Consider the following 12823-nt stretch of genomic DNA (forward strand, 5'->3'; position numbering starts at 1 on the left):
TATCGGACAAAGCAAGCCGAGTTGAACAAGCACCGTTGCATTCGTCTGTGCGCTGGCCAACATTTCACGAAGCTCGTCTTAGAGCGCTGCACGTACGCCGTCGCAACAACGCGCGGTTACGGCTTGCAGCCTCGCTCCTCATTGGTCACCTAAACTTAATAAAAACTGGTCATTCCACAAAGCCAATATCGGCTCTAATCTGACTTCACTCGTTCAACCTTGAAGGGAAGCAATGATGAAGCTCATGCATGTCGATGCCAGCGCCAAACGCGAGCCGTCCAACTCGCGCGCATTGAGCCGCTATTTTGTGGAATGTCTGCGCGCCGGGCACGCGGACGTCGAAGTGGATTACCTGGACGTTTCCGTCGATACCCCTGCGCATGTCGATGAAACCTTCGCGATCGCGACGTACAAGGAGCCGCACGAACGCACGCCGGCCATGAAGGCGCGGCTCGCTGCGTCGGACGCGTTGTGCGAACGAGTGCTCGCCGCGGATGCGCTCGTGCTCGCGATGCCCATGTACAACTGGTCAATGCCGTCCGTGTTCAAGGCGTTCATCGACAGCATCACGCGCACGGGCGTGACTTACACTCATGCGGACGACGGCAGCGTCGTCGGCCAGCTCGCAGGCAAAAACGTGCTGTTCATCACGAGTCGCGGCGCGGACTTGCGGCCGGGTTCGCGATACTCGTCGATGGACGCCCTCACGCCCGCGCTCAAAGCCGCGTTCGGTTTTCTCGGCGTGACGTCGCCGACTTTCGTCGATGCGCAGCCATTGCAGTTCGCGAATCAGGAAGCGCGAGCCGAAGCGCTCGACCACGCACGCAGCGAATTGTCGGCCGTGGCGGCACGTTGGGCGATGTCCGCGTCCGCCGCTTGCGCTTCGCGCGCATCTGCTGAAAAAGCCGCACACGCCCTGCTGCAATCGGAGGTAACGCAATGAAAATCCACACCTTGCTTGCCGCGGCAATGCTCACGGGCCTTGGCATGATCGCAACATCGCAATCCGGCCTTGCCGCAGAACCAGCCGTCACCGCGGAAACCATCACGCCCGCGTTCGCCGAAGCCATTGCAAACGTGCCTGGTAAAAAGATGACGGCGCTCGTGGTCGAGTACGCGCCGGGCGGCAAGTCCTCGCCGCACCGGCATGGACAGGCTTTCGTCGTCGCGTATGTGCTGTCAGGCGCGATTCGCAGCGGCGTCGACGGCGGCCAGGCGCATGTGTTCCATGCGGGCGAGCACTGGATCGAAAAGCCCGGCGCGCATCACACGGTCAGCGAAAACGCGAGCGACACGGAGCCCGCCAGGCTTCTCGCCATTTTCGTGGCGGACTCGAACGACAACAAGCTGGTGACCTTCGACAAGAAGTAACGACACAGGCCGCGCGGCATTCATCCAAATGCGTGCCGCGTCGCGCATCTCCCTGCTAGAACTTCGGATGACATTCGAAGCTCACCGACGACGCATGCGTCGTCAACATCTCTACCCCACTCACCGTTTCCGCATTGACGCTGCTTTGCATGCCGCGACGCTCGCAGTAATCGCGCGCCTCGTTCAGCGCCTCGCCGTGCGCGCGTGCCCAGGCCATGCGCCCGCCCGTCGCGCTTGCCGCAACCGTGTACGTGCCGGGTTTATCGGCCGCGACGACATGCGTCGAGGATGCGCAGCCGGCAAGCGCGCCTCCTGTCGCGAGCGCCGCAATGGCGACGCGAGCCCAATCGCGAAGCTTATTCAACATGATGCACCTGCGTTTCTGATCGTTGCGTGACCGCTCACTGAGTCGTTCGAGGGCGGTCGGCTGGTTTTTCTCTGAAGCGTAATTATCCGGAATTACGCACGCGAGATCAGCCTCACCGCTCGAAAACACTGTTGCCTTCGCCTTAACAATCGGCGCGAAATGCGGCAATCCGCGGCAGTTGCGCATCGACGCATTGGCGCGCACGAACTGTTTAAAGCGCTTCCCGAATCGTGGCCGAGCGACTAGTCTGTAACGACATCTTCTGAACCATCCGGACAATGAACTGGAGGAGACATCGATGGAACTCGAAGCACGTACCATGAAACGTGTGACGGTTCGGCTCGTGCCGTTCCTGATCGTCTGCTATTTCGTCGCCTATCTGGACCGCGTAAACGTTGGCTTCGCCGCGTTGCAGATGAACAAGGCACTCGGACTTTCCGCGAGCGCATTCGGCTTTGGCGCGGGGATTTTCTTTATTGCGTACTTCTTCTTCGAAGTGCCGTCCAACCTTCTGCTCGAGAAATTCGGCGCACGCCGCTGGATCGCGAGAATCATGTTCACGTGGGGCTTGCTGGCCGGCGCGATGGCGTATATCCCACATATCGCGCAATACACGGGGCTGCCGGCCGCGTATGTGTTTTATGGCTTGCGCATTCTGCTGGGCGTGGCCGAAGCGGGTTTCTTCCCCGGCGTCATCTTCCTGCTCACATTGTGGTTTCCCGCGGCGTATCGCGGCCGCGTGGTCGGCTATTTCATGGCGGCGATTCCGCTATCGACGGTAATAGGCGGCCCGATCTCGGGCGCCCTGCTCTCGCTGGACGGCTCCGTCGGCCTCGCCGGCTGGCAATGGGTCTATCTGATCGAAGCCCTGCCCGCTCTGCTGCTGGCGTTCGCGGTGTGGTTTTACCTGACCGACAAGCCGGCCGACGCAAGCTGGCTCGCCGCCGATGAACGCGAATGGCTCGTCGCGCGTCAGAAGCAGGAACGCGAGCACCGTGAGGCCGCGCATGCTTTCAGCGTGAAAGAAGCACTTCTGAATCGGCGCGTGCTCGCAATTGCGCTCATCTACTTCGGTGCCAACGCAACGAATTACGGCTTGAGTTTTTTCCTGCCGCAGATCGTCAAGGCCTTCGGCCTAACTAATTTGCAGACCGGCTTTGTGACGTCGCTGCCGTATATCGTCGGCGTAATCAGCATGGTTTTCTGGGGACGCCACTCGGACCGCAAGCTCGAACGCAAGCGCCATGTGGCGATCGCGCTGACGGTTGCGGCGGCCGGCATTGCGGCGTCGGCGGGGCTCGATAATCCGGTCGAGAAAATGATTGCGCTATCGATTGCGGGCTTCGGCATTTTTGGCTGCCTGCCCGTTATCTGGACCTTGCCGGCCGCATTCCTGTCGGGCGCGGCGGCCGCGGGCGGGATAGCCGCGATCAATTCGCTCGGCAATCTGGCCGGATTCTTCGGGCCTTACGCGATGGGCTGGATCAAGGACAGCACCGGCGGCTTCGGTGCGGGCCTGCTCTGTCTCGCGGGAGCGGGGCTCGTCGGCGCCGCGGCCGCGCTGCTGCTGCATCACGACCCTTCGCTCGAAGCGTCGGCGGGCACGGCGAAACGGGACGCATCCGCCCAGCCCCGCGTCGCGGAATATTAGCCGTCATAGCGAACGCCTCGCCATCAGGGCGACGTGCCCGCGTCGCGAGCTTGACCGTCCGCGCCGATGTACTCCGGCGGCACGACGTCGTCCGGTGTGGGCGTCGGCGCCGATGCCGCCGTGGCGGCGCCGTGTGTCTGCCCGAAGACGGCCTCGCTGCCGAGTGCCACTGCCGAACCAGGAGCCGAAGTGGAAGCCGCTGCCGAACCTGGAGCTGAACCCGAACCCGAACCCGAACCCGTGCCGGGCGTCGGCAGCAACGGCGGCAGCGCGCGCGATCCCGCGCCGGCAGTCTCTACCGCGCTGCCGGCAGCCGCAGCCGACGCGCTCCCAGCTGCCATGCCACCATCCGACGCCCCGGACGAAGCCGTCGCCACCGGCGCGCGCCGTGTCGTATTGCGAGCCGTCACGCTCGCCGGGGGCTTCACCGTCGACGACGATGGAAAGAGATGCTGGAACCACTCCCGCAGCCGCTCGGAACGCTCGGCGAACCATCCGGGCTGCTGCTCGGTGGCGAACCTGACGCGCGTGTCGACGAGCCTGGAGCGCTGCGCGCGCTGGAAGAAATCGCCGACGATCGGCAGTGCGCTATGCGCCCCCTGCCCCCAGTAGTCGCTGCGCAAGGTCACGCGGCTGTCGTTGAAACCGACCCACGCGCCCGCTACGAGTTGCGGATGAATCAGGATGAACCAGCCGTCCGCGTTGCCCTGCGTCGTACCGGTCTTGCCGGCCACGTCGCCGCGCACACCGAAGCGTCCGCGTATCGCCGATCCCGTGCCGCGACTGACGACGTCGCGCATCACGTCGACAAGCGTGCGGGCGGCGTCGGCGGGCAGTTCCTGTTGCGGCGACACCGGCGCGAAGTCGGCCAGCACTTCGCCGTTGCGGTCCTCGATGCGCGTCACCATCACCGGCTCCACGTATCCGCCGAGGTTGGCAATGGTCCCGTACGCCGACACCATTTCCTTCAGCGTGACGGGGCTCGTGCCCAACGCGAGCGACGGGACCGCGTCCAGCGGGCTGTCGCGCACGCCCATTGCGCGGGCGAGCCGCGCGACCTTGTTGGGGCCGACCGTTTGCATCAGTTGCGCGGTGATGCGGTTGCGCGAATACGCGAGAGCGTCGCGCAGGGTGATCGGCCGCTCGGTCGGGTCGTCTTCGTCGCTCGGGCGCCAGACCTCGCCGCCCGCCAGCTGTATTTCGACCGGCTGATCGAGCAACGTGTCGGTCGGTTTCGCGCCCGCCTCGAAGGCCGCCGCGTAGACGAACGGCTTGAAGGTGGAGCCCGGCTGACGACGCGCCTGCTGCACGTGGTCGAACGGATCCTGGGTGAAATCGCGGCTGCCGACCCACGCCTTGATCTGGCCGTTGCGCGGGTCCATCGCGAGAAAATCGGCCTGCACGCGCGTCTTGGATTCGCAGACCGACTGCACGAGGCTGCGATCGGACGACACCCGTTTGAGCGCGTCGTCGTCGGTCAGGCCCATGTCTTTTGCGGCGCGATAGTCGGGCGTTTCGCGCAGGAATGTCGCGAGCAGATCCTTGCCGTTCGAACAACCGGCATGGCTGCCCCACGCCGCGTTGGCGATGCCTTGCAACTGGTTGCCCTGTAGGATCACGGCCTGGGTGGCCATCGTCTGCAGCCGCGAATCGATCGTGGTGCGCACGACGAGGCCATCGGAATAGATGTTGTAGTCGTTGCGGTCGGCCCACGCCGCGAGCCACTTGCGAAGTTGCTGCGCAAAGTGCGGCGCGGGCCCGGGCGGCTCGGTCTGCCGCTCGAAGTCGATGCGCAACGGCCTCTTCTTGAGCGATTCATACGCGGCGGGTATGAGCTTGCCGAACTTCACCATCTGCCCGAGCACCGTATTGCGCCGCTGCAATGCACGCTCGGGATTGAGCACCGGGTTGTAGTAGCTGTTGCCCTTCAGCATGCCCGCGAGCGTCGCGCTTTCGAGCACGTTCAGGTCCGACGCGGACTTGTCGAAGTACGTGCGCGCCGCCATCTCGATGCCATACGCGTTGTAGAGAAACGGCACCGTGTTCAAGTACGTTTCGAGAATCTCGTCCTTCGTGTAGAGCGCCTCGATCTTGAAGGCGGTGATCGCCTCCTTGAGCTTGCGGGTCAGCGTCGGCGCGCGGCCGATTTCGTCTGGATAGAGATTGCGCGCCAGTTGCTGCGTGATGGTCGAGCCGCCCTGCCGGTCGCCCGAAAACGTATGCAGCGCGGCCGATGCGGTGCGTCGCCAGTCGAGCCCGAAATGCTGATAGAAGCGATGGTCCTCGGTGGCGATCAGCGCGTTCACCACATTCGGCGAGATGTCCTTGAGCTTGACCCACTCCCGGTTCGACGGCTTGAACTCGGCGAGCAGTTTGCCGTCCGCCGAGAGAATCCGCGCGGGCTGCTCGATCTTGGCCTTGCGAATATCGCCGATGCCCGGTGTGAACGGAATCAGGATCAGCACATACAGCACGAACAACAGCGGAAGCGCTGCGCACGCCCTCAGCATGCCGCGGCGGGTCGGATGGCGCACGTGCCGCACATGCGCCCAGGCCCCGGCGATGAGCGGGTTCGCGCGGGTCAGACCTCTGTCGAGAGTCTCCAGAATCAGGGGGATAAGACGCTTCACACTGGTTACCGTCTGCTGGAAAAGGCTGAATCCTACCAAGATGTGCTGCGCCGGCCGATTTTCGGGCGGCCGGGCGGGCCGCTTGCGCCGCCGGCGACCGATCCGGCGCGCCACGCCAGGAGCCGGCGCGGGCCACTATAATGTCGCCAATTCCGACAAGAGGTGCTTCATGATCATCAAACCGCGCGTGCGTGGCTTCATCTGCGTAACCACCCATCCGACGGGCTGCGAGGCCAACGTCAAGGAACAGATCGAATACGTCAAGGCACGCGGCCCCATCGCCAACGGTCCGAAGAAAGTGCTCGTGATCGGCGCATCCACGGGCTACGGACTGGCCGCGCGCATCAGCGCCGCATTCGGCTGCGGCGCGGCCACGCTCGGCGTGTTCTTCGAGCGCGGCGGCAGCGAAAGCAAGGCCGGCACGGCCGGCTGGTACAACAGCGCGGCGTTCGAGAAATTCGCGAGCGCGGAAGGCTTGTACGCGAGCAGCATCAACGGCGACGCATTTTCGGACGAAGTCAAGGCACGCACGATCGAGGTCATCAAGCGCGATCTCGGGCAGGTCGATCTCGTCGTGTACAGCCTTGCCGCGCCCAAGCGCACGCATCCGAAAACCGGCGAAGTTTTCAGCTCGACGCTGAAGCCGGTCGGCAAGGCGGTCAAGCTGCGCGGCATCGACACGGACAAGGAAGTCATCAAGGAGACCGTGCTCGAACCCGCCACGCAAACCGAAATCGACCAAACGGTCGCGGTGATGGGCGGCGAAGACTGGCAAATGTGGATCGACGCGTTACTGGAAGCCGGCGTGCTCGCGGACGGCGCGAAGACGACCGCGTTCACCTATCTCGGCGAAAAGATCACGCACGACATCTACTGGAACGGCTCGATTGGCGCCGCCAAGAAGGACCTCGACCAGAAAGTGCTCGGCATTCGCGCGAAGCTCGCGGCCAAAGGCGGCGACGCGCGCGTCTCGGTGCTCAAGGCGGTCGTCACGCAAGCGAGTTCCGCAATCCCGATGATGCCGCTCTACCTGTCGCTGCTCTTCAAGGTGATGAAGGAGAAAGGCACGCACGAAGGCTGTATCGAGCAGGTCTACGGGCTCTACAAGGACAGTCTCTACGGGGCGGCGCCGCACATCGACGACGAAGGCCGTCTGCGCGCGGACTACAAGGAACTGGATCCGGACGTGCAGAACCAGGTTCAGGCGCTGTGGGGCCAGGTGACGAACGACAACATCTACGAACTTACCGATTTCAGCGGCTACAAGACCGATTTCCTGCGTCTTTTCGGCTTTGAAATCGAGGGCGTCGATTACGAGGCCGACGTCGATCCGGACGTGCAGATTCCGCGGCTCGTCGAAGTCTGAGCCGGATTGGGGTTAGGTTGCGGGGCCTTCGCGCCCCGCGTCGTTTTTCCTGCGTCGCTTTCCTGCGCCGTTTTTCCTGCGTCGTTTTTGCCGCGCGGTTTGTCCTGCGTGTTGCCTTCCCCTTCCCGTTTGGGTTTTGTGCCGCTGCCGCGCTTACGGCGTGCCGTTGCGGCAGTACTCGCGATAACCGTCGCGCTCCGCGAGACGCGTCATATAAGCGGCAACCGCGGGCAGATCGCCGTGTTCGATCGGCGTTTCGAGCCAACGGTTGATCGACAGCGCAATCGGAATGTCCGCGAGCGAGAACGCGTTGCCCGCGATGAACGCGCCGGTATGCTGCAATTGCCCTTCGACGATCGCCATATGCTTCGCCCAGTTCGCCCGCGATAACTCGATCTGCTGCGCATCGCGATGTGCCGGCGATTGCCGCACGAGCGCGAGGAACGCGTAGCTCCACGAGCGGTTCAGTTCGCTCGCCTGCCAGTCGATCCACTGGTCGCATCGGGCGCGCTCGCATGGGTCGCCTGGGTATAGGGACTCGCTTTCGTCCTGATAGCGGCCCGCGAGATAGCGGATGATCGAGTTGGATTCCCACAGTACGAAGTCACCGTCCTTGATGACGGGGACCATCGCATTCGGATTGAGCGCGAGAAATTCAGCAACGTTGGTCGGGCGAAATCCCGCGCCCCAATCTTCCTGCTCGAACGCGAGCCCCAGTTCGACGCAAGTCCACAGCACCTTGCGCACGTTGATGGATGAAGTCTTGCCGAGGATTTGCAGCATAGCGCGTCGGATGCGGTGGTTGGGAAGGAAGCGTCAGGTTAGCGCCTCGCGGGATTTCGCGCTGCGCGCCGTGCTGCTGGACAGAGGCGGGATAGAGGCGCGGCGGCGGCACGGCGAAACGACGACGGCGGCAAACCAACGATGGCGGCGAAACGACGACGGCAAACAACGTCGACGGTAAAACAACGACGACCGTAAACAACGGCGGCGCCAAAACAACGGCGGCGCCAAACCAACGCCAGCCGCAAACCAACGCCGACAGCAATCCAACGGCGGAACGACGCAGCTGAAAACAGCACCGGCGGCCCGCCTGCAGCGGTGCACCGGCGTAGGCGCTCTTGCGGGATTGCGGCGTGCGCCAGGGTACGCCCGGGAATTGCCGCTGGTGAATTCTGCGTGATATTGTTGATCAATGCGGAGGACGGCCGCACGCCGCCTCCCCCGGAAAGCACTTTACCGCAGCGAGCGTCGCCATGAGTGATGTACGCCACCATCTGAGTCCGCGAGACCGTCTGGAGCTGTTGTGCTGGCTCACATGCGGCAGCCTCGGCGCTTTTTACCTCAACGAAGACTGGCCGGACGCGGCGTTCCACGTCCAGGCCGCCCACAAATGGCTTGACCGCCGCGCGCGCGAGGCAGACTGGCTTTCCATCGCGAAGTTGTCGGCGACCGCACTGGAGATTGCGCGCCGGCACGCGCGCTTTGTCGACACCGACTGGGCGCGCGACGCCGTCGAGGAAATCCTGGATACCGACGAACTCGATCCGCAAGCGCGGCTCGTGCGGCAGGTTCTCGCGGATTGCGAGAAGGCGTTGGCGGATCGGCGGGCGGCGGATTAGTTTTTGCGGGGGCAAACGCAAACTCGCGCGGCGGGAACGGTTCGACGGATCCGTGTGTGTTCCCGCTGCGTTCGCCACTCCTTCAAGCCGCGCAGCCGGCGAAAAACATTTTCGGTTGCGCGCGTCGCAGACGCCAGGACACCGGGCACATCACGCACCGCGCCCGTCTTCCGGTCCAACGCGTTGAAACGCAAAATGCCCGCGCTGAATGCGCCCAATTGTGCGCGTCGCGCCGCGCCGCAAGCTCTAACACCCGGCGCACCGCTATTTGCCGTCGGGCATGTGGCTCTTAACGAGCCGCGCGCTCGACAGGATCAGTAACGCGATCACCACGCTGAGAATCGCCGTAGCTTCACGCCCGAGGCCCGCGGCCACACCGACCCCGGCGCTGAGCCACAGGCTTGCCGCCGTTGTCAGGCCGCGCACCTCACGCTGCGCACTGAGTTTCATGATCGCGCCCGCGCCGAGAAATCCGACGCCGGACACGAGCCCTTGCAGCACGCGGCTCATGTTGTCCTGCGAGAAACCGGCTTGCAGCGGCACCACGACGAACAAGGCCGCGCCCACCGCGACCATCATGTGCGTGCGCATGCCGGCGTCGCGCCGTGATATTTCCCGCTCGAAACCGATCACGCCGCCCAGTATCAGCGCGAGCCCGAGACGCATCAGCACTTGCGTCAGATCGGTCGGATCGCCGAGATCCGAGAACTCCGCCTTGGCTGTCGCCCACACGGCCTGCCATCCGGTATTCATGTGCTTGACCCGACGTTCGCGAAAACCCCAGCATAGCCGGGATGCGCCGGTGTGGGCAGAGATCAGCGAAGACGTGCGGACGCGCCGCGGGCAACGCAGTGCAGCGCGTTCGGCGAATTGCGAATCACGTGCCCGAGGTTTTCTTCACGAATGCGCTCACCACTGCTTCCAGTTCCTTCGTGATCGACGTCATCACGCCGGCCACCACCGCGAACTCGCGGCCGGTTACGTCCGCGCGGCTCGCCACGATCTGACCGTTGAACGACACGATATGCGCCTCCTTCGCGATCGACTTGATCCGTTCGATCAATTGCTGTTGTTCTTTCTTCTGGGCCCGCGCAATACGCCGGCTTTCCTGTTCGTAGACGGCCGTCACGCCATGCAGATCGCTCAACAGCGGATCGGCTGAAGCGATCAATGCCTGCACCGCGGATTCGGCGTTTGGCGACTTGCGCGCTATCGCATCGAGCGCTGCCGAAGCCAATGCGATGAAGTCCGCGATTTTCTTCGCGACATGCCCGTTGCCGTGTCCATTGCCATTGCCATGAAAAGCATCGCGCAAAGCCGGCGAAAAGAGTCCGGGTAAGCCGTCACGGCCTTGCACGAGCGCCGCGTGACTGTCCGCAAACGTGCGCAACGTGTCTTGCGCGATGGCGAGGGCGCCGTCGCTTTCCCGCAGCGCGAGCATCGCCTTGAAGACGATGCGCTGCGAAAGCATCCTTTGACGCCCCGCGATGTTGATCAACGAGCTCAACGCCTCGTTGGACACATCCGCTTCAGCTGGCTCGGACCGCGCTACCTGAATCCGTTCTATTGTTGTGACCATATTTACTTCTGAAGATCCAGATCGGCGGGCCGCGTCGGCGCGCGCTTCGTTGCGCGTCGACGCGGCCGTTGATGCGCTGCGTTACCGCTTTTACATTCCCCGGTTGCCGCACTCGGTGGCGTTGTTCAGTGCCCTGCTCGCTTGACTGCTCGCTCGCCTATTCGGTTGCATGAGCGTGCATCACACCTGATTGCATCGACCACGCCATCCACGGCCGGCGCAGTGCGACGATCGCGACGAACGCGCAGGCGGCCAGCGCACCGAAGGTCGCAAAGCCCATCTGATAAGAACCGGTGCTTTCCTTCGCGATGCCCATGACGACTGGCAGATAGAAGCCGCCAATGCCGCCTGCGGCGCCCACGATGCCCGACATCAAGCCGGTGCGGCCGGCCCAGCGATGGGGCACGAGCTGAAACGTCGCGCCGTTGCCAAGCCCAAAGGCGAGGTACAGACAAAGCAGCAGCGCAATGCCGCCCGCCAGCGTAGGCATGACCGCGGCGAACACGAAGTCGCACAGCGAGATCGTCGCGAGCAGCACCGTCAGTGCGCGCACACCGGAGACCTTGTCGGCGATCAGGCCGCCGAGCGGACGCACGAGCGCGCCGGTTGCGGCGAGAAGCGCCATGAAGAGGCCCGCATCGATCTTCGACAGTTGATAGAGATTGGTCAGCAGCAGCGACACATACGAGGACATGCCGACGAAACCGCCGAACGTGATGCTATAAACGAGCATGATCACCCACGTATCGCGCTCCGCCAGCACCGCGCGATAGCGCTTGGGCAGCACCGCAATCGCAAGCAATGCGCCGATCACCGGCAACAGCAGCACGCCGGTCTTGCCCGATCCGAACATACCCGCTTCGACCAGCAGCACGAGCACGATCAAACCGACGAGCGTCACCACGAAGCTGCCGAACGCGCGCAGCACGCTGCCCGTCTTCACGCCGGAGTCGTTCGCCCAGAAATAGAGCGTGATGCCCGCAATAGCGAGCAACGGCAGTGCGCCGCCCGTTGCGACCTGCCAGCCGTAGTGCGTGGCCAGTTGCGGGAACAGGAAGCCGTCGAGGACGGCGCCGATGTTGCCCGCAGCGGCGAGACCCAGCACGAGACCCTGCACCTTCGGCGGATAGTTGCTGCCGGCCATCGGCAATGCGACTGCGAAGCTCGCGCCACCGACGCCGAGGAACACGCCGAGCACCAGCAGCAGCGTGTACGACGGCACGAACGGCAGCACCGGCAACACGATGGTCGGCACGGCTGAAAGCAGCACGCCGAGCAACGCAATGCGCTTGCCGTGCGCCGATTGATAGAGGTTGCCGAGCGTCACCCGCAGAATCGCTGCCGATAGCACGGGCACCGCGACCAGCAGACCTTGCTGCGCGGGCGTCATCGAAATGCTCTTGCTGATGAACGGCGCGAGCGGGCCATACAGAACCCAGACTGTGAAGCCGGTATCGAAATAAAGGAAACACGCTACTAGCGCGCGCCAGTCTCCACTCTTGAGGGAGCTCATCACGTTTTTCATCAGACATCCTCACTAAACTGATTTTCGATCATTCGGCTGACCGAATGCTTCGCCACGCACCGGAATGATCACTATGTTGGAACCCGCGATTTATATGCAACGTCTGTGCCATGCGGGCCATCTTTTCGATGCTGAACTGCGTGCTCCGTAAAGCTTGAAACGATGCGCGCGTCACGCTGAATAAACGTCGCGTGCGTAGCGCTTTTCCTGCCCGAGCCGGCTCACGTATTCGCCGGCCTGTTCTTCGCTCATGGCACCGCACCGTGCCACACTTCTTTCAGTGCGGCGTCGACATCGCTCAAGAAGTTAGTTGAAACCGTTGAAGAACCTCGACGCTCAAACGGCGACCCACACCTGGCCGTTCTCCACGCGCGTGCGGAAAGCGCTCACCGAATGCGCCGGCGTTTCGAGGCATTCGCCGGTGCGCAGATCGAAGTGGTGCTTGTAGATCGGCGAGGCCACCACCACGCGTTCGCCGAGACTGCCGATCAGTCCGCGCGACAGCACGGCGGCCCGCGAGCCCGGATCGAAGTTCTCGATTGCGTACACCGCGGCCTTGTCTTCATTCGTGTTCACGTGGAATACGGCCACCTGTTCACCTTTGACGAGCGCGCAGACTCCCGTATTGGGAACGATGTCGTCGAGCGTGCAAACGGGTGTCCAGGTTTGCGGCAAGCGGTCGTTACTCATGGCGGAGCTCCTCGTTCAATGA

12 protein-coding genes are annotated in these 12823 nt (G+C 63.4%); 5 read left to right on the top strand and 7 right to left on the bottom strand.

Annotated elements, in window-relative coordinates:
• The first annotated feature begins 235 nt into the window (after positions 1-235).
• The gene (locus tag F759_RS0103810; RefSeq protein WP_036023594.1) at positions 236-943 is read left to right on the top strand and encodes an FMN-dependent NADH-azoreductase; all 708 of its coding nucleotides are present in this window, start codon (positions 236-238) and stop codon (positions 941-943) included.
• Entirely contained in the window at positions 940-1371 is a 432-nt protein-coding gene (locus tag F759_RS0103815) for a cupin domain-containing protein (protein WP_027798684.1), read from the top strand. Before F759_RS0103810 ends, F759_RS0103815 begins: the two co-directional genes overlap by 4 nt.
• 55 nt (positions 1372-1426) lie before the next feature.
• On the opposite strand, the gene F759_RS0103820 is transcribed toward F759_RS0103815, so the two are convergent.
• Entirely contained in the window at positions 1427-1738 is a 312-nt protein-coding gene (locus tag F759_RS0103820; RefSeq protein ID WP_027798685.1) for a hypothetical protein, read from the bottom strand.
• Positions 1739-2036: 298 nt separating this feature from the next.
• Here F759_RS0103820 and F759_RS0103825 point away from each other — a divergent pair, with 298 nt between their 5' ends.
• Positions 2037-3389: an MFS transporter gene (locus tag F759_RS0103825; protein ID WP_027798686.1), complete on the top strand. Its 1353-nt coding sequence runs from the start codon at positions 2037-2039 to the stop codon at positions 3387-3389.
• A 23-nt stretch (positions 3390-3412) separates the two neighbouring features.
• Here the strand turns inward: F759_RS0103825 and F759_RS0103830 are convergent, their stop codons facing one another.
• On the bottom strand, positions 3413-6019 hold the full coding sequence (locus F759_RS0103830; protein WP_036023597.1) for a penicillin-binding protein 1A: 2607 nt from the start codon (positions 6017-6019) through the stop codon (positions 3413-3415).
• 169 nt (positions 6020-6188) lie between these two features.
• Here F759_RS0103830 and fabV point away from each other — a divergent pair, with 169 nt between their 5' ends.
• Complete coding sequence (gene fabV, locus F759_RS0103835; RefSeq protein ID WP_027798688.1) at positions 6189-7385, top strand: enoyl-ACP reductase FabV; 1197 nt, start codon at positions 6189-6191, stop codon at positions 7383-7385.
• Between the two features lie 153 nt (positions 7386-7538).
• Here fabV and F759_RS0103840 read toward each other — a convergent pair whose 3' ends face one another.
• On the bottom strand, positions 7539-8168 hold the full coding sequence (locus F759_RS0103840) for a glutathione S-transferase family protein (protein WP_027798689.1): 630 nt from the start codon (positions 8166-8168) through the stop codon (positions 7539-7541).
• A 473-nt stretch (positions 8169-8641) separates the two neighbouring features.
• On the opposite strand from F759_RS0103840, the gene F759_RS0103845 reads away from it, so the two are divergent.
• A complete protein-coding gene (locus F759_RS0103845) occupies positions 8642-9007 on the top strand; it encodes a hypothetical protein (RefSeq protein ID WP_027798690.1) in 366 nt (121 codons plus the stop codon).
• 264 nt (positions 9008-9271) lie between these two features.
• On the opposite strand, the gene F759_RS0103850 is transcribed toward F759_RS0103845, so the two are convergent.
• The 4 genes from F759_RS0103850 to nirD all read right to left on the bottom strand — a co-directional run bounded on the left by F759_RS0103850 (position 9272) and on the right by nirD (position 12801).
• Entirely contained in the window at positions 9272-9760 is a 489-nt protein-coding gene (locus tag F759_RS0103850; RefSeq protein ID WP_027798691.1) for an MgtC/SapB family protein, read from the bottom strand.
• Positions 9761-9884: 124 nt separating this feature from the next.
• Positions 9885-10586: a type IV pili methyl-accepting chemotaxis transducer N-terminal domain-containing protein gene (locus F759_RS0103855; RefSeq protein ID WP_027798692.1), complete on the bottom strand. Its 702-nt coding sequence runs from the start codon at positions 10584-10586 to the stop codon at positions 9885-9887.
• Positions 10587-10743: 157 nt separating this feature from the next.
• Positions 10744-12111 (bottom strand): MFS transporter, encoded by a 1368-nt coding sequence (locus F759_RS0103860; protein WP_027798693.1) that lies wholly within the window; start codon positions 12109-12111, stop codon positions 10744-10746.
• 336 nt (positions 12112-12447) lie between these two features.
• Positions 12448-12801: a nitrite reductase small subunit NirD gene (nirD, locus tag F759_RS0103875; protein ID WP_027798694.1), complete on the bottom strand. Its 354-nt coding sequence runs from the start codon at positions 12799-12801 to the stop codon at positions 12448-12450.
• Between the last annotated feature and the right edge of the window lie 22 nt (positions 12802-12823).

The organism is Paraburkholderia dilworthii, from assembly GCF_000472525.1.
Lineage (GTDB): Bacteria > Pseudomonadota > Gammaproteobacteria > Burkholderiales > Burkholderiaceae > Paraburkholderia > Paraburkholderia dilworthii.